Genomic DNA, 24,449 nt, shown 5'->3' with positions numbered 1-24,449 from the left:
ATCCCTCGAAGGAGCACCATGACCCAGCACGAGCCCGCCCAGGCCGCGCCGGCCGCCTCGGCGCAGGCCGCGCCCGCTGCGACCGGCGACCGCGTGAGCCTCTGGGGCGGTCGCTTCGCCGGTGGACCCGACCAGGCCCTCGCCGCCCTGTCGAAGAGCACGCATTTCGACTGGCGCCTCGCGCCCCAGGACATCGCCGGTTCACGGGCCCACGCTCGTGTCCTGCACGCTGCCGGCCTGCTCTCCGCCGAGCACCTGGCCGGGATGCTCGACGGCCTCGACCGTCTCGAGGCCGACGTGATCTCGGGCGTGTTCACCCCGGCCGAGGACGACGAGGACGTGCACACCGCGCTGGAGCGCGGTCTCATCGAGCGGGTGGGCGCCGACCTCGGCGGCCGGCTGCGCGCCGGCCGGTCGCGCAACGACCAGGTGGCAACGCTCTTCCGCATGTATCTTCGCGAGCACGCCCGTGTGGTGGGCGGGCTCGTGCTCGACGTCGTGGATGCCCTTGTCGCACAGGCGGATCGACACTTCGGTGTGGCAATGCCAGGTCGGACCCACCTCCAGCACGCCCAGCCCGTGCTGCTCTCGCACCACCTGCTGGCGCACGCCTGGGCGCTGCTGCGTGACGTCGACCGCCTGCGCGACTGGGACGAGCGCAGCAACGCATCGCCCTACGGGTCGGGTGCGCTCGCGGGCTCCTCCCTGGGGCTCGACCCCGAGGCCGTCGCTGCCGACCTCGGCTTCGCCCGTGCGGTGGAGAACTCCATCGACGGCACCGCGTCTCGCGACTTCGTCGCCGAGTTCGCCTTCGTGGCGGCCATGACGGCGGTCGACATCTCGCGCTTCGCCGAGGAGGTCGTCATCTGGGCGACGAAGGAGTTCTCCTTCGTCACGTTGCACGACTCCTACTCGACCGGGTCGAGCATCATGCCGCAGAAGAAGAACCCCGACGTGGCCGAGCTCGCTCGGGGCAAGGCGGGCCGGCTCGTCGGCGACCTCGCCGGGTTGCTCACGACGCTCAAGGCGCTCCCGCTCGCCTACAACCGAGACCTCCAGGAGGACAAGGAGCCCGTCTTCGACGCCGTCGACACCCTCGAGGTGCTGCTGCCGGCCTTCTCCGGCATGGTCGACACCCTGACCTTCCACACCGAGCGTCTCGAGTCGCTCGCGCCGCAGGGGTTCGCCCTCGCGACCGACATCGCCGAATGGCTCGTGCGCCAGGGGGTGCCCTTCCGCATCGCCCACGAGGTGGCGGGCGCGTGCGTGCGCGAGTGCGAGCCGCGCGGCATCGAGCTGTGGGACCTCACCGACGAGGACTTCACGCGCATCAGCGAGCACCTGACACCCGAGGTGCGCTCCGTGCTCTCGGTGGAGGGCTCGCTCGCGTCGCGCGACGCCGTCGGGGGCACGGCGCCTGCGCGCGTGTCCGAACAGCTCGAGGCAGCACGGGCCCGCCTCGCCGCCGCGCGCGAGTGGACGGCCGCTAGCGTCTGAGGCGTGAGGACCGACCCAAGGCTGCCGCGCTCGTTCTTCGCGCGTCCGCCCCTCGAGGTCGCGCCGGAGCTCCTCGGTCGGCACCTGTCCTTCGGCGGGGTGACCGTGCGGCTCACCGAGGTCGAGGCGTATGCCGGTGGCCTCGATCCCGGGTCGCACGCCTTCCGCGGCCCGACCCCACGGACGGAACCGATGTTCGGGCCGCCGGGCTTCACCTACGTCTACTTCACCTACGGCCACCACTGGTGCGTCAACCTCGTCGTCGGTGAGGTGGGGTCGGCGTCCGCGGTGCTGCTGCGGGCGGGCGAGGTCCTCGAGGGCCACGACCTGGTGCAAGTGCGGCGCGGTGGGATGCGCGAGCGCGACTGGACCCGCGGCCCGGGTCGCCTCGGACAGGCCCTCGCACTGTCGGGCGAGCACAGCGGTCGTGACTTCTGCCGGCCGGTGATCGGCGCCCCCATCGACCTCGTCGTCTCCGAGGGCACCCCGGTCCAGCGGGACGAGGTCGCGGTCGGCCCGCGGGTCGGAGTGAGTGGCCCGGGTGGGGACGGGGAGACCTTCCCCTGGCGCTTCTGGGTCGACGGCGACGCGACCGTCTCGGCCTACCGCCCGGGCGTCGTGCGCCGCCGCCGTACGTGAGGCGGCTTGCCCGCGCCTTCTTCGCGCGACCGGTCCTCGACGTCGCCGCCGACCTGCTGGGGCGCCACGTCGAGCACGCCGGCGTCAGGGTGCGCATCTCCGAGACCGAGGCGTATGCCGGCCGCGTCGATCCCGCGTCGCGTGTGCTCAGCAGGCCGACGGCCCACAACGCGCCCGTCTTCGGCCCGGCCGGGCACGCCTTCGTCTACTTCACCTACGGACACCACTGGATGCCCTGTCGTGACCGGCGAAGAGCGCGTGCCCGAGGTCGTGCTGCTGCGTGCAGGCGAGGTCGTGACCGGGCACGAGGCCGCGGCTGGGCGACGCCCGGGGGTGGCGGAGCGGGACTGGTGCCGTGGCCCTGGCCGGCTGACGCAGGCGCTCGGCGTCACCGGGGCGATGTCGGGGCTCGACCTCTGTGCCCCCGGCTCGCCGCTCGTGATCGGGGCGGGCCGGGCCGTGCCGGCCGCCGGCTTGCGAACGGGGGCGCGCGTCGGTGTCAGTGGGCCGGGTGGCGACGGCACGGCATACCCCTGGCGCTTCTGGGTCGACGGTGACCCGACGGTGTCGGCCTTCCGTCCCGGGGTGAGGCGCCGTGTCGAGCGGGGGCGGTGACGCCCGCCATGCGGGACCGGAGGCATCTCGGTGGAAGGGTCGCGGCGGCATACGGCAGGCTGTGACGCGGTGGGCAGGGTGCCCGCCGCTGGCGAGAGGACACCGATACCCGTGACGGACATCTTCGACGAGCTGCAGTGGCGCGGCCTGGTGGCACAGTCCACCGACGAGGCGGCGCTGCGCGAAGCACTCGCGGAGGGGCCCCTCACGCTGTATTGCGGCTTCGACCCGACGGCGCCGTCGCTGCACTTCGGCAATCTCGTGCAGCTCGTCGTGCTGCGGCACTTCCAGCGCGCGGGGCACCGGGTCATCTGCCTCGTCGGGGGGTCGACGGGGCTCATCGGAGACCCGCGGCCGACGTCCGAGCGGGTGCTGAAGACCAAGGAGCAGACGGCCGACTGGGTCGCGCGCATCCAGGAGCAGGTGCGGCCGTTCCTCGACTTCGAGGGTGACAACGCCGCGCTCCTCGTCAACAACCTCGACTGGACGGCGCCGATCTCTGCGCTCGACTTCCTGCGCGACATCGGCAAGCACTTCCGGGTCAACCACATGGTGCGCAAGGAAGCCGTGGCCGCCCGGCTCGAGAGCGAGCAGGGGATCTCGTACACCGAGTTCAGCTACCAGATCCTGCAGGCGCTCGACTTCCTCGAGCTCTACCGCGCGCACGGCTGCACGCTGCAGACGGGCGGCGCCGACCAGTGGGGCAACCTCACGGCGGGGGTCGACCTCGTGCACCGGGTCGAGGGCGCGTCGGTGCACTGCTTCACGACGCCGCTGCTCACCGACGCCGCCGGCACGAAGTTCGGCAAGTCCGAGGGCAACGCGGTGTGGCTGGGCGCCGACATGACGAGCCCGTATGCGTTCTACCAGTACTGGATCAACGTCGAGGACGCCTCGGTCGTCAAATTGCTAAAGGTCTTCACCGACCGCACCCCCGAGGAGATCGCGGCGGCGGAGGAGCAGGTCGCGCAGGAACCGTTCCGGCGCACGGCGCAGCGCATCCTGGCCGCAGACGTGACGACCCTGGTGCACGGGGCTGAGGCGACGGCGGCGGTGCAGGCGGCCTCCGAGGCGCTCTTCGGCAGGGGCGACCTGACGGCGCTCGACCCGGCGACGCTGGGGGATGCGACGGCCGAGCTGCCGGGGGCTGACCTGGAGGTGGGGACGTCCCTCGTCGACGCCCTCGTGGCGACGGGTCTCGTCGACTCCCGCAACGCCGCACGCCGGACGATCGGTGAGGGCGGGGCATCGCTCAACAACGTCAAGCTCACCGACCCCGAGCAGGCGCTGGGCGAGCACGACTTCCTGGCCGGCCAGGTGGCGGTGCTCAAGCGTGGGCGACGCAACTTGGCGGCGGCCCGGAAGGCCTGAGCAGGGGCTCCGAATCGTCCGCCTGGGGCGGATCTCGTTGTCACACAACGGGATCCGCCCCTTCGGGTCTCCACGCGAGGGCGGATTTGTGTTTCTCGGCCAGGCCCGGTTAATGTTCTCTTCGTCAGCCCGACAGGGAGGAACGGACGCCACGGCGGAGCGAGTGATCGCAACGCGAAGCAGGCCGGTCCCGGGGTTGGCAAGCAGTCCGAAGCAGTCCGGTTGATCCGGTAGGCTTCGGAGAGCAGGAACCGCTGAACCAAGCGGGTCGGCTCGGACGCCCTGAGGGCGGATCGCGAGTTTGACTCCCAAGCTTGAGGCGGGTAAGTTTGAAGGGTTGCCCCGGAGCCCGGCCCACAGGGTCTGGCAAGGGAGAGCGTCCGATTCTTGAGAACTCAACAGCGTGTCAGATAATCGATGCCAATTACCTCGTTCTGGGGCGCGGCATGGTCACTCGTTTGGGTGGTTGTGTGGTGTTCTGGGCGAATTATCCTTTGGTTGTAACTGAATGACCTAGTTCTTTTTGAGCTGGTTGTTCGACTTCAGCTGGGTTTCGGGCCCTTCATGGGTTCAAATGTTTTTGCCTGTCGCCTCGTTTCGGGGTGGTGGGTGTTTGAACATCAACGGAGAGTTTGATCCTGGCTCAGGACGAACGCTGGCGGCGTGCTTAACACATGCAAGTCGAACGGTGACGATCAAGCTTGCTTGGTCTGATCAGTGGCGAACGGGTGAGTAACACGTGAGTAACCTGCCCCAGACTCTGGGATAACCCCGGGAAACCGGAGCTAATACCGGATATGACCCTCGTACGCATGTGCAGGGGGTGGAAAGTTTTTCGGTCTGGGATGGGCTCGCGGCCTATCAGCTTGTTGGTGAGGTAGTGGCTCACCAAGGCGACGACGGGTAGCCGGCCTGAGAGGGCGACCGGCCACACTGGGACTGAGACACGGCCCAGACTCCTACGGGAGGCAGCAGTGGGGAATATTGCACAATGGGCGGAAGCCTGATGCAGCGACGCCGCGTGAGGGATGACGGCCTTCGGGTTGTAAACCTCTTTCAGCAGGGAAGAAGCGAAAGTGACGGTACCTGCAGAAGAAGCACCGGCTAACTACGTGCCAGCAGCCGCGGTAATACGTAGGGTGCGAGCGTTGTCCGGAATTATTGGGCGTAAAGAGCTTGTAGGCGGTTTGTCGCGTCTGCTGTGAAAATCCGGGGCTCAACCCCGGACTTGCAGTGGGTACGGGCAGACTAGAGTGTGGTAGGGGAGACTGGAATTCCTGGTGTAGCGGTGGAATGCGCAGATATCAGGAGGAACACCGATGGCGAAGGCAGGTCTCTGGGCCACTACTGACGCTGAGAAGCGAAAGCATGGGGAGCGAACAGGATTAGATACCCTGGTAGTCCATGCCGTAAACGTTGGGAACTAGGTGTGGGTCTCATTCCACGAGATCCGTGCCGCAGCTAACGCATTAAGTTCCCCGCCTGGGGAGTACGGCCGCAAGGCTAAAACTCAAAGGAATTGACGGGGGCCCGCACAAGCGGCGGAGCATGCGGATTAATTCGATGCAACGCGAAGAACCTTACCAAGGCTTGACATACACCGGAATCACTCAGAGATGGGTGCGTCTTCGGACTGGTGTACAGGTGGTGCATGGTTGTCGTCAGCTCGTGTCGTGAGATGTTGGGTTAAGTCCCGCAACGAGCGCAACCCTCGTTCCATGTTGCCAGCAACACTTCGGTGGTTGGGGACTCATGGGAGACTGCCGGGGTCAACTCGGAGGAAGGTGGGGATGACGTCAAATCATCATGCCCCTTATGTCTTGGGCTTCACGCATGCTACAATGGCCGGTACAAAGGGCTGCGATACCGCAAGGTGGAGCGAATCCCAAAAAACCGGTCTCAGTTCGGATTGGGGTCTGCAACTCGACCCCATGAAGTCGGAGTCGCTAGTAATCGCAGATCAGCAACGCTGCGGTGAATACGTTCCCGGGCCTTGTACACACCGCCCGTCAAGTCACGAAAGTCGGTAACACCCGAAGCCGGTGGCCCAACCCTTGTGGGGGGAGCCGTCGAAGGTGGGACTGGCGATTGGGACTAAGTCGTAACAAGGTAGCCGTACCGGAAGGTGCGGCTGGATCACCTCCTTTCTAAGGAGCTTCTGCCCGCAGCCGGTCCTTCGTGGTCCTGGTTGTGGTCCAGAGCCCGGTCTGTCCCCGAGTGTGGGACAGCGGGTGCTCAAGGGTGGAACATCGATTATTGGACACCGGCGCTGGTCGCCGTCACAAGTACAAGTCACAGCTTCGGCTGGGCAGTGGAACGTGGTGGCGGGTGGGGGTGGTGTCCGTGACACGTTGTTGGGTCCTGAAGGATCGGGCGACGCGCACTGGCTGTCCACCGCGATCCCCCTTACGGGGGTGTTGTGGTGGTGGTGGTGTGTGCCGGCTGGTTTCTTCTGGTCGTGGGCCTCATCGATGGAGTGGCGTTGGTTGCTTCGGGTGTGGGGTGCCGGTTGTATGTTGAGAACTTCACAGTGGACGCGAGCATCTTTGTAGTGTTCAAGTTTTTAAGGGCACACGGTGGATGCCTTGGCACCAGGAACCGAAGAAGGACGTAGGAATCTGCGATAAGCCTCGGGTAGTCGATAACCAGACTGTGATCCGAGGATTTCCGAATGGGGAAACCCGGCTGGAGGCAAGTCCAGTCACCCGCACCTGAATATATAGGGTGTGTGGAGGGAACGTGGGGAAGTGAAACATCTCAGTACCCACAGGAAGAGAAAACAACAGTGATTCCGTGAGTAGTGGCGAGCGAAAGCGGATGAGGCTAAACCGGGCGTGTGTGATAGCTGTCAGGCGTTGCACGTCCGGGGTCGTGGGACCCGCCAGCTGGCTCTGACAGGCCGGCAGGGAGTGAGAAATCTGCGTCATAGTCGAAGAGCATTGAATGGCTCGGCACAGAGGGTGCGACCCCCGTAGACGAAATGGTGTGGACTCCCGGTGGGTATCCCAAGTAGCACGGGGCCCGAGAAATCCCGTGTGAATCTGGCAGGACCACCTGCTAAGCCTAAATATTCCCTGGTGACCGATAGCGGACAAGTACCGTGAGGGAAAGGTGAAAAGTACCCCGGGAGGGGAGTGAAATAGATCCTGAAACCGTGTGCCTACAATCCGTTGGAGCCTCCCGCCGTTGGGCGTGTGGGGTGACAGCGTGCCTTTTGAAGAATGAGCCTGCGAGTTAGTGCTCAGTGGCGAGGTTAACCCGTGTGGGGAAGCCGTAGCGAAAGCGAGTCCGAATAGGGCGCCCATAGTCGCTGGGTCTAGACCCGAAGCGGAGTGATCTACCCATGGCCAGGTTGAAGCGCAGGTAAGACTGCGTGGAGGACCGAACCCACTTAGGTTGAAAACTGAGGGGATGAGCTGTGGGTAGGGGTGAAAGGCCAATCAAACTCCGTGATAGCTGGTTCTCCCCGAAATGCATTTAGGTGCAGCGTCACGTGTTTCTTGCCGGAGGTAGAGCTACTGGATAGCTGATGGGCCTCACCAGGTTACTGACGTTAGCCAAACTCCGAATGCCGGTAAGTGAGAGCGTGGCAGTGAGACTGCGGGGGATAAGCTCCGTAGTCGAGAGGGAAACAGCCCAGATCACCAGCTAAGGTCCCTAAGCGTGTGCTAAGTGGGAAAGGATGTGGAGTTGCTGTGACAACCAGGAGGTTGGCTTAGAAGCAGCCACCCTTGAAAGAGTGCGTAATAGCTCACTGGTCAAGTGATTCCGCGCCGACAATGTAGCGGGGCTCAAGCACACCACCGAAGCTGTGGCATTGACATATTTGCTCGGCACCGACACCTGCGGGTTCGGTGTCCAGGCGTGTTGATGGGTAGGGGAGCGTCGTGTGGCCAGGGAAGCGGCGGTGTGAACCAGCCGTGGAGGCCACACGAGTGAGAATGCAGGCATGAGTAGCGAATGACGGGCGAGAAACCCGTCCGCCGAATAACCAAGGGTTCCAGGGTCAAGCTAATCTGCCCTGGGTAAGTCGGGACCTAAGGCGAGGCCGACAGGCGTAGTCGATGGACATCCGGTTGATATTCCGGAACCGGCGAAGAACCGCCCCTGATGAACCGAGTGATGCTAAGTGCCTGAAGCACGCCCATCGACCCTTCGGGGTCACCGGGTGTGTGGAGCGCACGACCCGACCTTGTAGTAGTCAAGCGATGGAGTGACGCAGGAAGGTAGCCTCCGCGTGGCGATGGTAGTCCACGTCCAAGGGTGTAGGGCGCGGTCCAGGCAAATCCGGACCGCATGAAGCCTGAGACCTGATAGTGACCGCGAATGCGGGAAGAGGGTGATCCTATGCTGCCGAGAAAAACTTCTAGCGAGGTTCGAGCCGCCCGTACCCCAAACCGACTCAGGTGGTTAGGTAGAGAATACCAAGGCGATCGAGTGAATCGTGGTTAAGGAATTCGGCAAAATACCCCCGTAACTTCGGGAGAAGGGGGGCCCTGATCGTGACGACACTTGCTGTCCGAGCGTGATCGGCCGCAGAGACCAGGGAGAAGCGACTGTTTACTAAAAACACAGGTCCGTGCCAAGTCGCAAGACGATGTATACGGACTGACGCCTGCCCGGTGCTGGAACGTTAAGGGGACCGGTTAGCCTCACGGCGAAGCTGAGAACTTAAGCGCCAGTAAACGGCGGTGGTAACTATAACCATCCTAAGGTAGCGAAATTCCTTGTCGGGTAAGTTCCGACCTGCACGAATGGCGTAACGACTTCTCCACTGTCTCAACCACGAACTCGGCGAAATTGCACTACGAGTAAAGATGCTCGTTACGCGCAGCAGGACGGAAAGACCCCGGGACCTTTACTACAGCTTGGTATTGGTGTTCGGTACGGCTTGTGTAGGATAGGTGGGAGACTGTGAAGCCGTCACGTCAGTGATGGTGGAGTCAACGTTGAAATACCACTCTGGTCGTTCTGGATATCTAACCTCGGTCCGTGATCCGGATCAGGGACAGTGCCTGGTGGGTAGTTTAACTGGGGCGGTTGCCTCCTAAAAGGTAACGGAGGCGCCCAAAGGTTCCCTCAGCCTGGTTGGTAATCAGGTTTCGAGTGTAAGTGCACAAGGGAGCTTGACTGTGAGACAGACATGTCGAGCAGGGACGAAAGTCGGGACTAGTGATCCGGCGGTGGCTTGTGGAAGCGCCGTCGCTCAACGGATAAAAGGTACCCCGGGGATAACAGGCTGATCTTGCCCAAGAGTCCATATCGACGGCATGGTTTGGCACCTCGATGTCGGCTCGTCGCATCCTGGGGCTGGAGTAGGTCCCAAGGGTTGGGCTGTTCGCCCATTAAAGCGGTACGCGAGCTGGGTTTAGAACGTCGTGAGACAGTTCGGTCCCTATCCGCTGTGCGCGTAGGAAACTTGAGGAAGGCTGTCCCTAGTACGAGAGGACCGGGATGGACGAACCACTGGTGTGTCAGTTGTCCTGCCAAGGGCACCGCTGATTAGCTACGTTCGGAAGTGATAACCGCTGAAAGCATCTAAGCGGGAAGCACGTTTCAAGATGAGGTTTCCAGGCCCGCGAGGGCGAGAGGCTCCCAGCTAGACTACTGGGTTGATAGGCCGGACGTGGAAGCACAGTAATGTGTGGAGCTGACCGGTACTAATAAGCCGATGACTTGACTTACAAAGATGCTACGCGTCCACTGTGCAGTTCCCGAGATACAAACGGGTCCTGCAAACAAACCACCCCACACCCCACGCACACACTGTGTGCCGGGAGCATGGGGGGTGGTGCAGAACAACCACGACCTTGATATCTCCATAGAGTTACGGCTGCCATAGCGAAGGGGAAACGCCCGGCTCCATTCCGAACCCGGAAGCTAAGCCCTTCAGCGCCGATGGTACTGCACTGGTGACGGTGTGGGAGAGTAGGACGCAGCCGGACATACTTTGAAACGAGAGCGCCCCAGACGGAACTTCACTGATCCGACTGGGGCGCTCTCTTTTTGTTTGCCGACCAGGTGAAGGTGGCGCCGAGACAGCTCGGCGCGGAAGGATACAGACATGAGTGACCACGACGGCAACAAGAGCCGAGACGACCGAGGCGACGGGCAGGGACGAGGCTCCCACCGCGACGCGGGTGCCGGCTCGGGGCGGTCGGGTGCTCCGCGTTCGACCGGCTCTGGCAAGGGTGACCGACGCGACGACCGTGGGGGCTCCCGCTCCGATGACCGTGGTGGCCACCGCTCCGATGACCGTCGCTCCTCGGGTGGTCGTGATGACCGTGGTGGCTACCGATCGGATGACCGCCGCTCCTCGGGTGGTCGTGATGACCGTGGTGGCTACCGATCGGATGATCGTCGCTCCTCGGGTGGTCGTGATGACCGTGGTGGCTACCGATCGGATGATCGCCGCTCCTCGGGTGGTCGTGATGACCGTGGTGGCTACCGATCGGATGACCGCCGCTCCTCGGGTGGTCGTGATGACCGCGGCGGTTACCGCTCCGATGACCGCCGCTCCTCGGGCAGCCGTGATGACCGTGGTGGCTACCGATCGGACGATCGCCGCTCCTCGGGTGGTCGTGATGACCGCGGCGGTTACCGCTCCGATGACCGCCGCTCCTCGGGCAGCCGTGATGACCGTGGTGGCTACCGATCGGACGATCGCCGCTCCTCGGGCAGCCGTGATGACCGTGGCGGCTACCGCTCCAACGACTCACGTCCCTCTGGCGACCGCGGCGGCTACCGCTCAGACGACCGCCGCCCCTCGGGCGGTCGTGACGACCGTGGCGGCTACCGCTCCAACGACTCACGTCCCTCTGGCGACCGCGGCGGCTACCGCTCAGACGACCGCCGCCCCTCGGGCGGTCGTGACGACCGTGGCGGCTACCGCTCCAACGACTCACGTCCCTCTGGCGACCGCGGCGGCTACCGCTCAGACGATCGCCGCCCCTCGGGCGGTCGTGACGACCGCGGCGGCTACCGCTCCGACGACCGTCGCTCTTCCAGCCGTGGCGACGACCGAGGTCCGCGGCGCGATGACCGACCCCGTGGTGGCACGGGCCGTCCCCAGGACGGGGAGCGGGTCGGCGGCAGCCGCCTGACTCCGAAGTCGCCCCGCCTGCCCGAGCCCAGAATTCGTGAGGGAGTCACGGGCCACGAGGTCGACCGCGCCGTGAAGAGCCAGCTGCGCACCCTCTCCAAGGAGAACGCCGAGGGCGTCGCACAGCACCTCGTCATGGTTTCCGAGCTGCTCGACGTCGAGCCGGAAGCCGCCCTCGCCCACGCCGAGACGGCCGTCCGCCGCGCTGGGCGTGTGCCGGCCGCGCGTGAGGCGCTGGGCCTCGTCGCCTACCGGCTCGGGGACTGGGCCCGTGCGCTGGGGGAGTTCCGCACCGTGCGCCGCCTCTCCGGCTCCAACCACCTCATCCCGCTCATGGTTGACTGCGAGCGTGCCCTCGGCCGCCACGACAAGGCGCTCGAGCTCGCGCAGAGCCCCGAGGCCGAGGGTCTGGCCATCGACGACAAGGTCGAGCTCGCGATCGTCGTGTCCGGCATCCGCCGCGACCTCGGTCAGCTCGACGCAGCGGTCGCAGGGCTCAGTGACATCGTCAAGCGGATCAACCCCAACCGTCCGTCGGCTGCCCGCATCTACTACGCCTACGCGGACGCACAGCTGGCCGCGGGTCACGTGGACGTCGCCCGCGACTGGTTCTCACGTGCCGTGGACGCCGACCACGAGCTCACGACCGACGCGGCGGAGCGCCTCGACGAGCTGGACGGCGTCGACCTCACCGACCTCCTCGAGGACGACGACGAGGTCTCCGGCGACGTGGTCGAGGACGTCGACTCCGATGAGGACGACTCCGATGAGGACGACTCCGATGAGGACGACTCCGATGAGGACGACTCCGATGAGGACGACTCCGATGAGGACGACTCCGATGAGGACGACTCCGATGAGGACGACTCCGATGAGGACGACCCTGACGAGGACGAGCTCACGTCCGGCAACGATCACTGAGCCGGCGCCTCGGATGACGGACACGCCCGAGGTCGCGGATCGGCTCGACGGCCGGGCCGCCGTCCCGATCGCCTCGTACGACGCGATCGTGTGCGACCTCGACGGCGTTGTCTACCGCGGCGACGGGGAGGTGCCCGGTGCGCCAACTGCCCTCCAGGACATGGCCGCCCGAGGCGTCCGCGTGCTCTATGCGACCAACAACGCGTCCCGTGTGCCCTCCGAGGTCGCCGAGCACCTTCGGCGCCTCGGAGCTCCGGCGCGCAACGCCGACGTCGTCACGAGCGCCGAGGCCGGAGCGGCGATCACCGCCGAGCACGTCGCGGCAGGCAGCCCGGTGCTCGCTCTCGGCGGTGAAGGTGTCGCCTGGGCCCTGACCCGGGCCGGTCTGGAACCCGTGGCGCCCTCCGAGGCCGCTAGCCGGGGCGCCACTGCCGTCCTGCAAGGACTCGGGCGGCAGCTGACGGTCGCCGACTTCGAGGTCGCCGCCCGCCTCATCGAGGAGGGCGCCGTCTGGGTGGTCACGAACGGTGACACGACGCTGCCGCTCCAGTGGGGAACCGCCCCCGGCAACGGCGCCTACGTCGACCTGCTGCGCACCGCGACCGGGCAGGAGCCCGTTGCGGTCGCGGGCAAGCCGCAGTCGCCGCTCTACGAGCTCGCGGTCGACCGTCTCGGCACAGCCCCGCAACGCACGCTCGCGGTGGGTGACCGCCTCGACACCGACATCGCAGGCGCGCGGGCGGCCGGGCTCGACTCCGCCTGGGTGCTGACCGGGGTCGACCGCCCCAGCGCGCTGCTCGACACAGACCTCGACCCCACCTTCGTCATCGCCTCCCTGTCCGAGCTCCTGCAGCCGTATGCCGTCCCGTCGCCCCACGAGGGCACCTGGCGTTGCGCGTCCGCCACCGCCAGTCTCGAAGACGGCGTCCTCACCATCGAGCGAGGTGACGCCGAGCCCATCGAGGCGATGCGCGCGGGCCTCGCCGCCCTGATCGAGCTCCGAGACCGCCGAGCCGACGGAGATGCCTCGGACCGCGCCGGTGACGAGGCGGCCAGCTCGGCCACGTCGGCACTGCAGGCCGGGGGAGCCGTCCTCGACGACCTGATGGACGCAGCCGCCGGCGGGTGACCGGACGTCTCCGCGGGCAGGTAGCGTGACTGCGTGGAACCACGCCCGATCCAGGAGACCGAGATGGAGCCCCTCGACCCGCACGCCGACCAGCCCGACCCCGAGGACCAGCCCGAGGACCAGCCCGAGGGTGACGCCAACGGTGTCAGCCACGACGCCAGCCAGGGCGAGGCCGGGACGGACGAGCCGGCATACCCCGGAGCGGGTGAACGAGACGTGCCGACCGCCCCGACCACCGGCGATGCCGTCGTCGACGCGGCCATGATCGAGCTCGCGGCAGCGGAGGCCGGGTCGCTGGCCGAGCGCATCGACGCCGGTGAGCGCGCCCATCGCGTGCTCCAGGGCCGCCTCAGCGACCTCGGTGGCGCGTGACCGCACGCCGACTCGACGCCGAGCTCGTGGCGCGGGGCCTTGCCCGGTCGCGCGGCCAGGCGCGTGAGCTCGTCGACGCCGGCGTCGTCCTCGTCGAAGCGCGGCCCGCGACGAAGCCGGCCCAGCCCGTGGGGGCGGACGCCTCGATCGTGCTCACCCAGCCACCGGAGAAGTGGGTCGGTCGCGCCGCGCTCAAGTTGCTCCACGCCCTCGAGACCTGGCCGGTCGCGGTCGAGGGCCGGCGCTGCGTCGACGTCGGCGCGAGCACCGGCGGGTTCACCCAGGTGCTGCTCGAGCACGGTGCCGCTCACGTCACGGCGCTCGACGTCGGCCACGGCCAGCTCGCCGCCGAGGTGGCTGCGGACCCGCGGGTGACCGACCTGCCGGGCACGAACGTGCGCGATGTCGATGCGGCCGCGCTCGGCGGCCCCTTCGACCTCGTCGTGGCCGACCTCAGCTTCATCTCGCTCACCGTGGTCCTCGCCCCGTTGCGCGCCCTCGTGCGTGACGACGGCGACCTCGTCGTGCTCGTCAAGCCGCAGTTCGAGGTCGGCCGCGAGCGCCTGAGCCGGACGGGCGTGGTCACCTCGGTGCACGAGCGGCGCCGGGTCCTGCGGAGCGTCGTCGACGTCGCGACCGGCGTCGGGCTGGACCTCCAGGGCGCGATCGCCAGCCCGATCGCCGGGGGAGAGGGTAACCGGGAGTTCCTCATGTGGCTGAGACCTGCAGGCCCCGGCGCCACGCCGTCGGACCCGGATGACATGCTGGGAGCCATCGACCTGGGAGGAGATCCGTGAGTCGCCGCATCCTGCTCGTCGCGCACCCCCGTCGACCCGAGGCCCTCACCGTGGCCAAGGGCGTCATCCAGCGCCTGACGGGTCTCGGCATCGACGTGTCGCTCCAGGCCGACGAGGCGCGCGCCCTCGACCTCAAGGACAGTGCCCGCGTCCACGTGGCGCGCGTGCAGGAGCAGGCCGCCGAGGGCTGCGACCTCGTCGTCGTCCTCGGCGGCGACGGCACGATCCTTCGGGGGGCGGAGTTCGCCCGCCGGGTCGACGCACCCCTGCTGGGGGTCAACCTCGGGCACGTCGGCTTCCTCGCCGAGGCCGAGCGCGACGACCTCGACGCCACGGTCGACCACATCGCGCGCAGCGACTACGCCGTCGAGGAGCGCATGACGCTCCACGTCGACGCCAAGCTCGACGGCGAGCTCATCGCCAGCAGCTGGGCGCTCAACGAGGTGAGTGTCGAGAAGGCCGCTCGCGAGCGGATGCTCGAGGTCACGCTCGAGGTGGACGCCCGGCCACTGTCGACGTGGGGCTGCGACGGGGTCATCGTCGCCACGCCGACCGGGTCGACGGCCTACGCCTTCTCGGCGGGTGGCCCCGTCGTCTGGCCGCAGGTCGAGGCCATCCTCGTCGTGCCCAGTGCCGCCCACGCCCTCTTCTCCCGCCCGCTCGTCCTCGGGCCCGACAGCCACCTCGCCGTCGAGATCAAGGCCGCCAACGAGGGCTCCGGCGTCATGTGGTGCGACGGGCGGCGACACGTCGACCTGCCGCCGGGCGCTCGCATCGAGGTCCGCCGCGGCACCCGGCCCATCCGCCTGGCCCGCCTCACCCGAGCCCCGTTCACGGACCGTCTCGTCGCGAAGTTCGACCTGTCGGTCGCCGGCTGGCGGGGCAACGGCCACCCGGTGACCGCTCCCGGGCAGCCAGCCGGACGGCATACCGGCGTGGCAGGGGACGACGCGAGCCACGCTGCAGGTGCCCGACCCTAAGGTGGACCCGTGTTCAGCCAGATGAGGATCCGGGGCGTCGGTGTCATCGACGACGCCCTGCTCGAGCTGAGCCCGGGGCTCAACGTGCTCACGGGCGAGACCGGCGCCGGCAAGACGATGGTCGTGTCGGGCCTCGGCCTGCTGCTCGGCGAGCGAGCCGACTCGAGCCTCGTGCGCACCGGCTCCGACTCCGCACTCGTCGAGGGTGTCGTCCAGCTGCCCCTCGGCCACCCCGCCCTCGTGCGCGCCGCGGAGGCGGGCGCCGAGCACGACGAGGGAGAGCTCGTGATCGCTCGCAGCATCGCTGCCGCAGGCCGTTCTCGTGCCCATGTCGGCGGGCGCACCGCGCCCGTCGGAGTGCTCGCCGAGCTCGGCGAGATGCTCGTGGCCGTGCACGGCCAGGCCGACCAGTGGCGCCTGCGCCAGGGCGATGCCCACCGCGAGGTGCTCGACGACTTCGGCGGGCGCGAGCTCGCGAGCCGGCGCGACACCGTCGGCGAGCTCTACGAGACGTGGCGGGCCGCCGACCGCGAGCACGCCCGCCTCGTCGCGGAGGCTCGCGAACGGGCCCGTGAGATCGACTCGCTGACGGCCTCCCTCGAGGAGATCGAGGCCGTCAACCCGCAGCCCGGTGAGGACCTCGCCCTGCGCGCCGAGGACGAGCGGCTCGCCCACGCCGACACGCTTCGGCTCGCAGCGAGCCAGGCGCTCTCCGACCTCTCCGGCGACGAGTATGCCGGTGAGCCCGTCAGCAGTGCCCGTGACCTCATCGGCTCGGCACGTTCGGCGCTGGCCCCCGGCGCGCTGCACGACGAGGCCCTGCGCAGTCTCGACGAGCGGCTCCACGAGGTCGGCACCCTCGTCGGCGAGCTGGCCGCCGACCTCACGGCCTACCTCGACGACATCGAGATCGACCCCGGTCGGCTCGGCTACGTCCAGGAGCGCCGGGCGACCCTCGCGGGGCTCACGCGCAAGTACGGCGAGACGGTCGACGAGGTCCTCGACTGGTCGGGTCGCGCTGCCGCGCGGCTCGACACGCTCGTGCGGGCCGACGACCGCGTCACCGCTCTCGAGGCGGAGGTCGCGCAGCTGCGCGACGAGCTCGTCGCCGCGTCGATCGAGCTCTCGCAGATGCGCCGCCTCGCCGCCGCCGACTTCGGGGCTCGCGTCTCCGAGGAGCTCTCGCACCTCGCCATGGGCAGTGCCGTCGTCGAGGTCGACGTTCGCCACCGCCTCGACCCCGAGGGTGTCGCCCTGCCCGACGGTGAGCGAGTTCGCCTGTCGCGGTTGGGGATCGACGAGGTCGAGATCCTGCTCGCCGCCAACCGTGGCGCGCCGCCGCGCACCGTCGCCAAGGCCGCCTCGGGCGGTGAGCTGTCCCGAGTGATGCTCGCCCTCGAGGTCGTCGGCGCCGACCGTGGGGCGCTCGAGGGCAACGGCGGAGCCGACCCGGCTTCGTCCCGTCGGGCTGGCCGTGGCGCACGGGCCGAGCGCACGAGTCCGCCGACCTTCGTGTTCGACGAGGTCGACGCCGGCGTCGGTGGTCGCGCGGCGCTCGACGTGGGGGCTCGCCTGGCCGCGCTCGCCGAGCACTCGCAGGTCATCGTCGTGACCCACCTCGCGCAGGTGGCCGCCTTCGCCGACCGCCACCTCGTCGTGCACAAGGCAGACGACGGACGGGTCACCTCGAGCAGCGTCAGCGTCGTGGCGGGGGAGGAGCGCCTGCGCGAGCTCTCGCGGATGATGGGCGGCGACCCCGACTCCGAGGCCGGGCTCGCCCACGCGAGCGACCTCGTCGACCAGACCGCCGCAGTGCGAGCCGGGCGCGTCACTGCCACGGCCAAGGCCCCGCGGGCCAAGCGGGCTCGCGCGGGTGCCGCGCGCGGCCCTGCGGCCTAGCCCTGTCGGTCCACAGCCCCAGCCCCAGCCCGAGCGCGCCCGCAGCCCCAGCCCGAGCGCCCGCAGGGTCGTCCTAAGCCCCGCGAGCCGACCGCCTCAGCGCGGGACGCGCCAGCGATTGGGATGCTGCACCCCGACCCCCTGCGCGTGACGTAGACTCAAAGCCCGTGGTGGATACGACGAAGCACATCTTTGTGACCGGGGGCGTCGCCTCTTCGCTCGGCAAGGGGCTCACCGCCTCGAGCCTCGGACGACTTCTGCGATCGCGGGGCCTGCGGGTCACGATGCAGAAGCTCGACCCCTACATCAACGTCGATCCCGGCACGATGAACCCGTTCCAGCACGGTGAGGTCTTCGTCACCGACGACGGCGCCGAGACCGACCTCGACATCGGTCACTACGAGCGCTTCCTCGACGTCAACCTCGTCGGCAGCGCCAACGTCACGACGGGTCAGGTCTACAACAACGTCATCGCCAGGGAGCGCCGCGGCGAGTACCTCGGTGACACGGTGCAGGTCATCCCGCACATCACCAACGAGATCGTCTCGCGCATGCGGGCCCTCGCCACCGGCACGCCCGACGCCCCCGACGTCATCATCACCGAGATCGGAGGCACGGTCGGCGACATCGAGTCGCTGCCCTTCCTCGAGGCGGCTCGTCAGGTGCGCCACCTCATCGGGCGCGACAACAGCTTCTTCCTCCACGTGTCGCTCGTGCCCTACCTCGCCCCGAGCGGTGAGCTCAAGACGAAGCCGACCCAGCACTCGGTCGCCGCCCTGCGCCAGGTCGGCATCCAGCCCGACGGTCTCGTGCTGCGGGCCGACCGTGAGATCCCCGAGCCGATCAAGCGCAAGATCTCGCTCATGTGCGACGTCGACGTCGAGGCCGTCGCAGCTGCCGTCGACGCGCCGAGCATCTACGACATCCCCAAGGTGCTCCACCGTGAGGGCCTCGACGCCTATGTGATCCGGCGCCTCGGCCTCGGCTTCCGCGACGTCGACTGGACCGAGTGGGACCAGCTCCTGCAGCGCGTGCACGACCCCGAGCACGACGTCGAGGTCGCCCTCGTGGGCAAGTACATCGACCTGCCCGACGCGTACCTCTCCGTGACCGAGGCCCTGCGCGCCGGCGGCTTCCACCACGACGCACGGGTGCGCATCCGGTGGGTCGCCAGCGACGAGTGCCAGACCCCGGCGGGCGCCCAGCGGGCCCTCGGCGGCGTCGACGCGATCCTCGTGCCGGGCGGCTTCGGGGTGCGCGGCATCGAGGGCAAGCTCGGCGCGCTGACGTGGGCCCGTGAGAAGCAGGTGCCCACGCTCGGCATCTGCCTCGGCCTGCAGTGCATGGTCATCGAGTACGCCCGCTCGGTGCTCGGCATCGGCGACGCGAGCTCGACGGAGTTCGACCCCGAGACCTCCCACCCCGTCATCGCGACGATGGAGGAGCAGAAGGCGTTCGTCGAGGGAGCCGGCGACCTCGGCGGCACGATGCGCCTCGGTCTCTACCCGGCGTCGCTCAAGGAGGGCAGCGTTGTGCGTGAGACCTACGGCCAGGCCGAGGTCAAGGAGCGCCACCGCCACCGCTACGAGGTCAACAACGCCTACCGCGGCGACCTCGAGGCCGCCGGTCTCGTCTTCTCCGGCACCTCGCCCGACGGCAACCTCGTCGAGTTCGTCGAGCTGCCGCGCGAGACCCACCCCTACTACGTCTCGACGCAGGCCCACCCGGAGTTCCTCTCGCGCCCCAACCGCGCTCACCCGCTCTTCGCCGGCCTCATCGGGGCAGCGCTCGAGCGTCAGCGGGCAGGTCGGCTCGTCGAGGTCGAGCGCCAGCACGCCCTGCAGGCGGAGAGCGAGGGGGGCATCGGAGCCGAGACGCACGAGCACGACGCCCTGGCCTCCGTCTCGGCCTCCGGCGAGCCGGCCTGACCGCGTGAGCCTCACCGCCCCCACCGGCACGGCGGCCGACCTCGTCGAGGTCTGGCGCAGCGAACCGGTGCTCGAGTCGTCGACGCCCTTCGCGGGCATCATCTTCGACGTGCGACGCGACCGCGTCGACCTCGGCGAGGGCGGCGTCGTCACGCGCGACCTCGTCACCCATCCGGGCGCCGTGGCCGTGCTGGCCCTGCGCACGGTCGACGGCATCGACCAGGCGCTGCTCATCCGGCAGTACCGTCACGCCTGCGGTGCCCACGTGTGGGAGCTGCCGGCGGGCCTGCTCGACGTCGACGGCGAGCCGCCGTGGGAGGCCGCGGCACGCGAGCTCGCCGAGGAGGTCGACCTCGTCGCGCAGCAGTGGCACGTCCTCGCCGACGACGTCACCTCGCCGGGCGCCTTCCCCGAGACGGTCCGGGTCTTCCTCGCGCGCGACCTTCGGGACGTGCCGCCGCACGAGGCGCACCAGCGCACCGCGGAGGAGCTGACCCTCCGGCCGCTCTGGGTCCCGCTCGACGACGCCGTCGACGCGGCGCTCGCCGGCCAGATCAGCAACTCGGCCACTCTCGTGGGCCTGCTCAGCGCCCAGCTGTCCCGGGCACGGGACTGGTCGACGCTGCGTCCGCACGACGCACCGTGGCCGGCACGCGAGGCCCAGCGCACCCACCAGTCGTGACGCTCGGGGGCGGGAGTCGCGTCGTCCCGGAGGGGGAGCTCTGCCCCTGCGACAGCACGCTCCCGTATGCCGCGTGCTGCGGCCCGCTCGTCGCGGGCGAACGTCTCGCGTCCACGGCCGAGCAGCTCATGCGGTCGCGCTACACGGCATACGCCGTCGGGGAGGCCCTCCACGGGTGGCGCACGTGGCACCCCGCGACGCGGCCCGAGCGGGTGACGCCCGACCCGGCGACGACGTGGACGGGCCTCACCGTGCTGCGCGTCGAGGGTGGCGGCGAGGACGACGAGACGGGTGTCGTCGAGTTCGTCGCACGCTGGCGCGAGCCGTCAGCCGGCCGGGGGGCGCGCACCGGCGAGCTGCACGAGGTCAGCAGGTTCGGCCGCAGGGCCGGTCGCTGGCTCTACGTCGACGGCGACGTCGGCTGAGCGACGCGGTCGCAGCACCGCGACCCCGACGCCGGCGAGCAGGACTGCGCCACCGGCCGCCTCGAGGACCGTGGGCCGCTCACCGAAGGCGACGGCCGCGGCCGCCATCCCGAAGACGGGCACGAGCATCGCGAAGGGGGTCACCCTCGCGACGGGGTGACGGCTGAGCAGCGTGTTCCAGATGCCGTAGCCGAGCAGCGACGAGAGGTAGGCGGTGTAAGCCGTCGACAGCACCGCCGACCACTGGAGATGCGTGAGGGCCGTGCCGACGGCATCCGGTCCCTCGATCGCGAGCGAGAGCACGAGCGCGGGGAGCGGCACGACGAGGCCGGACCAGACCGTCACCCCGAGCCCGGCTCCCGGGCCCGTCAGCGCCCCGGCGCGACGGGTCAGCACGTTGCCGACCGCCCACGACACGGCCGCCAGCACGAGCACGACGAGGGGCAGCACGGGCGCCGACAGGCCACGCCCGACCGCGATCGTCACGAGGCCGGCACCGCCGACGGCAACGCCGAGCCGCTGCGGCACGGAGGGCCGCTCGCGCAGCCACAGGGCCGCGATGACCACGGTCAGGAGCACCTGTGCCTGGAGCACGAGTGACGACAGGCCCGGCGGCATGCCGAGGTGAAGGGCGAGGTACATGAGCGCGAACTGGCCGAGGCTCGTGAAGAGCCCGATGAGGGCGAGGTCGCGCCAGGGCAGCGCAGGCCGCCGGACGAGGAAGACCGCCGGCACGCACACGACGACGAAGCGCACCGCGAGAAAGAGCATCGGCGGCATCGAGTCGAGGCCGGTCCGGATCGCGACGAAGTTCGTGCCCCAGATCAGGGCGACGAGGACGGCCAGGGCGGAGTCACGCGAGCGCATGCGCCCATCGTCGAGGGTCGAGACCGTGCAGGTCCATCAAACAATAATGGCCCCTACTGTGTAGCATCGCTTCATGATCGATCCGGTGGCGCTGCGCTCCCTCGTCGCGGTCGAGCGGCACGGCTCGGTGGGTGCCGCGGCGGCGGCCCTCGACTACACCCCGAGCGCCGTGTCGCAGCAGATCAAACGTCTCGAAGCGCAGACCGGGGCGGCCCTGCTCGAGCGGCAGGGGCGAGGCGTCCTGCTGACCGAGGCCGGCCGCACCCTGACCGAGTCGGCCCGCGACCTCCTCGCCCAGATGGAGCTGCTCGAGTCACGAGTCCTCGGCGCGAGCGGCGAGGTGGTCGGCACCGTCCGCCTCGCGACCTTCGCGACGGCCTACCGCGGGATCGTCGTCGGGGCTCTCGCCCGGCTGCGCGAGGCTGCGCCGGACGTCGTGCTGCGTCCCGACGAGATCGACCCGTGGGAGGCCGTCGATGCCGTCGCGTCCGGCTCGCACGATCTCGCCCTCGTGCACAACTGGGAGCCGCTGCCGCTCGCCATCCCCGACCACCTCGAGGTGCGCCACCTCGGCCGCGACCGGGCCGACGTGCTCGTGCACCGGGACCACCCGCTCGCGACGAGGGCCAGCGTCACGGTGCACGACGTCGTCGATGCCGGCTGGGTGAGCGTGGCGCCCGGCTCGATCTGCCACCAGTGGCTCCTGAGGATGTGCTCGGACATCGGCAGGGCGCCCCGCATCGTCCACGTCGCGATGGAGTTCGCCACGCACATCGCCCTCGTGGGTCAGGGTGAGGCGATCGCGCTCGTGCCCCGGCTGGGGAGGGGACCGCTGCCGGCCCCGGTGGTTGCGGTGCCGATCGTCGACCCCGTCTCCGAGCGCACGGTGAGTCTCGTGTGGCGCCGGACGATGTCCGACCGTCCTGCCCTGCTGTCGGCCGTGGACGCCCTTGCAGCAGAGGGCTCTCGAGATCTCACCTGACGGAATCGACTCTGCCGCCTTGTGGCTCGTGAGGATGGCCAGCTGCTGGGTTGCTCGTGTCATCGCGACGTAGTGGTCGACCGTCCCCTCGATGCCACTACCGAATGCGTCGGGGTCGACGAGGACGACGAGGTCGAACTCCAGTCCCTTGGCGAGCTGAGGGGTCAGCGACTGCACTCGCTGGCGTGGGCTGAACGTGGGATCGCCTATGACACAAGCGATCCCGTCAGCGTGGGCGGCAAGCCAGCCGTCGATCACGTCATCGAGGTCGGCTGTCGACCCGTGCCTGACAGGGATGCCGGTGCGCCGGACGGAGGTCGGCACGTTGGCGTCCGGGACCATCGCACGGATGACCGGCTCCGCCTCCTCCATGACCTCTTCGGGCGTGCGGTAGTTGATGGTGAGGGAGGCGAGCGCGGCGCGGTCGAGACCGATTCGCGCGAGCCGCTCCGTCCACGACTCCGTGAACCCGTGCCGCGCCTGAGCGCGGTCACCGACGATGGTGAAGCTGCGCGACGGACACCGCGCCAGGAGCATCTGCCACTCGGCGTCGGTCAGCTCCTGTGCCTCGTCGACGACGACGTGCGCGAAGGGGCCGGCAAGCAGGTCAGGGTCGGTGGGCCCACCCGAGGCCTCGGTTCCGGCGGACTCGTCGACCAGGGCGCCGCCGAGGTCGGCCCCTCGTAGCATCGACATGACGTGCATATCGGAGTCGTCCGTCGCGATGAGGTGGTCGATGACCCGCGCCATCTCCGCACGTTGGGCGGCGATGGTCGCGTCGCGCCGGCGCCTGCGGCGCGCCGCATCCGGGTCGCCGAGACGCCGACGCGCCGCGTCGAGGAGTGGCAGGTCGGAGGCGGTCCACGCGGTCGGCGCTGCCCGCTGAAGCAGGCGGACCTCCTCAGCGCCGAGGCCGGGGGCGCACCGGCGCAGGTAGGCCGGCACCGACCACAGGTCCCCGACGAGGTCGTCGGCCTCGATGACCGGCCACGCGCGGTCGAAGGCAGCGCGCAGGTCGCGGTCCTGCTGAAGCGCTCGGTGCACCATCTCGGGGGTTGCCTCCGGCTCGACATCCGCACCGTCGTCGTCGAGGCGGTCCTCGAGGTCGTGTCGTTCGACGACGATGCCGAGCAGCGCCTCCCAGACGTCCTCCCTCGCCTCGTTGTGCGGCAGGCTGGCGCCGGCAGCGAAGGCGTCGGCCCAGTCGAGCGGCGTGAGCCAGACCTCGTCCCACGGAGTCGTGACGAGCATCGCCTCCCTCGGCGGCTCCTCGTAGAGCGCCACGGCCGGCTCGACCGCCCGCACGAGGTCGGCGGACGCCTTGAGGCGGGCGACCACCGGATCCACCTCGTCGGGAGCGCTTGCCCCCTCGGCGACGAGGTCGCGCAGCGTGCAGGTCTGGACTCCCTCCTCGCCGAGGCTCGGGAGGACGTCGGCGACATACGCGAGGTAGGGCTGGTGCGGCCCCACGAAGAGCACTCCGCCGCGGCGGTGCCCCAGGCGGGGGTCGGCATAGAGCAGGTATGCCGTCCGGTGCAGCGCGACGACCGTCTTGCCGGTGCCCGGGCCGCCGTCGACGACGAGGGCGCCGCGCGATCCCGCGCGGATGATGGCGTCCTGGTCGGCCGCGATGGTGGCGAGGACGTCACGCATCTGTGGTGACCTGCTCGTGCCGAGACTGGCGATGAAGGCGGACTGGTCGTCGAGGGCCGCCTGCCCGGCGAGCCTGTCCGTCGTGAAGACCTCGTCCCAGTAGTCGGTGACGCGCCCTCGCGTCCAGCGGTAGCGCCGGCGGCTCGCGAGGCCCATCGGGTCCGCATGCGTCGCACCGAAGAACGGCTCCGCCGCAGGGGAGCGCCAGTCGAGCAGGAGTCGGTTGCCAGCGTCGTCGGTGAGGCCCAGCCTTCCGACGTAGAGGGGCTCGGCGTCGTCGGCCGCGACCATGCGGCCGAGGCAGAGGTCGAGGCCGAAGCGCTGGAGGGCTCGCAACCGGCCGGTCAGCCGATGGACCTCCTGGTCGCGGTCGAGCGCTGCCTGCCCGGTGCGGACGGGTGCCCGTCGCGCGGCCGCGAGGCGGTCGGTGACGTCGGCAGTCGCCCGCGCGAGGGCGGCCGCGACTGCGGCGAAGTGCCGCTCGTCATCGGCGATCAGCGCCGGGTCAGCCTTGGGGGAGAGGTGGTCGGGGAGTGCGAAGGCGTCGGTGGTCAGGGGGCTCACGTCATCAGCTCCGATCGAGGATTTCT

The 24,449-nt window shown here is 68.9% G+C and carries 16 protein-coding genes, 3 rRNA genes and 2 pseudogenes; 19 read left to right on the top strand and 2 right to left on the bottom strand.

Annotated features, from left to right (window positions below):
• Positions 1-18 precede the first annotated feature (18 nt).
• From argH to FHX52_RS06650, 18 genes and pseudogenes are all read left to right on the top strand, one after another.
• Positions 19-1,497 (top strand): argininosuccinate lyase, encoded by a 1,479-nt coding sequence (argH, locus tag FHX52_RS06725; RefSeq protein ID WP_246069646.1) that lies wholly within the window; start codon positions 19-21, stop codon positions 1,495-1,497.
• Between the two features lie 3 nt (positions 1,498-1,500).
• Positions 1,501-2,136: a DNA-3-methyladenine glycosylase gene (locus tag FHX52_RS06720; RefSeq protein ID WP_141821023.1), complete on the top strand. Its 636-nt coding sequence runs from the start codon at positions 1,501-1,503 to the stop codon at positions 2,134-2,136.
• Positions 2,133-2,309, top strand: a pseudogene (locus FHX52_RS24655) (DNA-3-methyladenine glycosylase); the annotation flags it as partial. The gene FHX52_RS06720 and the pseudogene FHX52_RS24655, both read left to right, overlap by 4 nt.
• Positions 2,310-2,376: 67 nt before the next feature.
• Positions 2,377-2,751 carry a DNA-3-methyladenine glycosylase gene (locus tag FHX52_RS24650; RefSeq protein ID WP_342777905.1) on the top strand — a complete coding sequence of 125 codons (375 nt, stop codon included), beginning with the start codon at positions 2,377-2,379 and terminating at the stop codon, positions 2,749-2,751.
• A gap of 111 nt (positions 2,752-2,862) precedes the next feature.
• A complete protein-coding gene (gene tyrS, locus FHX52_RS06710) occupies positions 2,863-4,122 on the top strand; it encodes a tyrosine--tRNA ligase (RefSeq protein ID WP_141821021.1) in 1,260 nt (419 codons plus the stop codon).
• A 620-nt stretch (positions 4,123-4,742) separates the two neighbouring features.
• Positions 4,743-6,269: ribosomal RNA gene (locus FHX52_RS06705) — 16S ribosomal RNA — on the top strand.
• A gap of 406 nt (positions 6,270-6,675) precedes the next feature.
• Positions 6,676-9,806, top strand: a 23S ribosomal RNA gene (locus FHX52_RS06700).
• A gap of 144 nt (positions 9,807-9,950) precedes the next feature.
• Positions 9,951-10,067: ribosomal RNA gene (gene rrf / locus FHX52_RS06695) — 5S ribosomal RNA — on the top strand.
• The 16S, 23S and 5S rRNA genes sit together here, the layout of an rRNA operon.
• A 246-nt stretch (positions 10,068-10,313) precedes the next feature.
• Positions 10,314-11,225, top strand: coding sequence for a hypothetical protein (locus FHX52_RS24100; protein ID WP_221630576.1), 912 nt, complete (start codon positions 10,314-10,316; stop codon positions 11,223-11,225).
• A 71-nt stretch (positions 11,226-11,296) separates the two neighbouring features.
• Positions 11,297-12,145, top strand: a complete 849-nt coding sequence (locus tag FHX52_RS24095) for a tetratricopeptide repeat protein (protein ID WP_246069645.1) — start codon at positions 11,297-11,299, stop codon at positions 12,143-12,145.
• Positions 12,146-12,158: 13 nt separating this feature from the next.
• Positions 12,159-13,274 carry an HAD-IIA family hydrolase gene (locus FHX52_RS06685; protein ID WP_141821017.1) on the top strand — a complete coding sequence of 372 codons (1,116 nt, stop codon included), beginning with the start codon at positions 12,159-12,161 and terminating at the stop codon, positions 13,272-13,274.
• Positions 13,275-13,307: 33 nt separating this feature from the next.
• Positions 13,308-13,646, top strand: a complete 339-nt coding sequence (locus FHX52_RS06680) for a hypothetical protein (protein ID WP_141821015.1) — start codon at positions 13,308-13,310, stop codon at positions 13,644-13,646.
• Positions 13,643-14,443, top strand: a complete 801-nt coding sequence (locus FHX52_RS06675; RefSeq protein WP_141821013.1) for a TlyA family RNA methyltransferase — start codon at positions 13,643-13,645, stop codon at positions 14,441-14,443. Before FHX52_RS06680 ends, FHX52_RS06675 begins: the two co-directional genes overlap by 4 nt.
• Entirely contained in the window at positions 14,440-15,423 is a 984-nt protein-coding gene (locus tag FHX52_RS06670; protein WP_141821011.1) for an NAD kinase, read from the top strand. The genes FHX52_RS06675 and FHX52_RS06670 overlap by 4 nt, the downstream gene beginning before the upstream one ends.
• Positions 15,424-15,432: 9 nt before the next feature.
• Positions 15,433-17,322 (top strand): DNA repair protein RecN, encoded by a 1,890-nt coding sequence (locus FHX52_RS06665; protein ID WP_221630509.1) that lies wholly within the window; start codon positions 15,433-15,435, stop codon positions 17,320-17,322.
• A 167-nt stretch (positions 17,323-17,489) separates the two neighbouring features.
• Positions 17,490-19,250, top strand: coding sequence for a CTP synthase (locus FHX52_RS06660; protein ID WP_141821009.1), 1,761 nt, complete (start codon positions 17,490-17,492; stop codon positions 19,248-19,250).
• A gap of 4 nt (positions 19,251-19,254) precedes the next feature.
• Positions 19,255-19,932 carry an NUDIX domain-containing protein gene (locus FHX52_RS06655; RefSeq protein WP_141821007.1) on the top strand — a complete coding sequence of 226 codons (678 nt, stop codon included), beginning with the start codon at positions 19,255-19,257 and terminating at the stop codon, positions 19,930-19,932.
• Complete coding sequence (locus FHX52_RS06650) at positions 19,929-20,357, top strand: YchJ family protein (RefSeq protein WP_141821005.1); 429 nt, start codon at positions 19,929-19,931, stop codon at positions 20,355-20,357. Before FHX52_RS06655 ends, FHX52_RS06650 begins: the two co-directional genes overlap by 4 nt.
• Here FHX52_RS06650 and FHX52_RS06645 read toward each other — a convergent pair.
• Positions 20,259-21,224 carry an EamA family transporter gene (locus FHX52_RS06645; RefSeq protein ID WP_141821003.1) on the bottom strand — a complete coding sequence of 322 codons (966 nt, stop codon included), beginning with the start codon at positions 21,222-21,224 and terminating at the stop codon, positions 20,259-20,261. The two genes, FHX52_RS06650 and FHX52_RS06645, sit on opposite strands and share 99 nt — an antisense overlap.
• Before the next feature lie 73 nt (positions 21,225-21,297).
• On the opposite strand from FHX52_RS06645, the gene FHX52_RS06640 reads away from it, so the two are divergent.
• On the top strand, positions 21,298-22,206 hold the full coding sequence (locus FHX52_RS06640) for a LysR family transcriptional regulator (RefSeq protein ID WP_141822073.1): 909 nt from the start codon (positions 21,298-21,300) through the stop codon (positions 22,204-22,206).
• Between the two features lie 27 nt (positions 22,207-22,233).
• Here the strand turns inward: FHX52_RS06640 and helR are convergent.
• Positions 22,234-24,423 (bottom strand): annotated as a pseudogene (gene helR, locus FHX52_RS06635) (RNA polymerase recycling motor ATPase HelR); the annotation flags it as partial.
• Positions 24,424-24,449 lie beyond the last annotated feature (26 nt).

The sequence above is a fragment of the Humibacillus xanthopallidus genome, from assembly GCF_006717145.1.
GTDB classification, from domain to species: Bacteria; Actinomycetota; Actinomycetes; order Actinomycetales; family Dermatophilaceae; genus Humibacillus; species Humibacillus xanthopallidus.
This window is presented reverse-complemented; position numbering and strand designations above follow the sequence as displayed.

What these genes read in the sequence shown, in the direction of transcription:
- argH (WP_246069646.1), top strand. Translation starts at nt 19, where the DNA reads ATGACCCAGCACGAGCCCGCCCAGGCCGCGCCGGCCGCCTCGGCGCAG.
- FHX52_RS06685 (WP_141821017.1), top strand. Translation starts at nt 12,159, where the DNA reads ATGACGGACACGCCCGAGGTCGCGGATCGGCTCGACGGCCGGGCCGCC.
- FHX52_RS06645 (WP_141821003.1), bottom strand. Translation starts at nt 21,224, where the DNA reads ATGCGCTCGCGTGACTCCGCCCTGGCCGTCCTCGTCGCCCTGATCTGG.
- FHX52_RS06640 (WP_141822073.1), top strand. Translation starts at nt 21,298, where the DNA reads ATGATCGATCCGGTGGCGCTGCGCTCCCTCGTCGCGGTCGAGCGGCAC.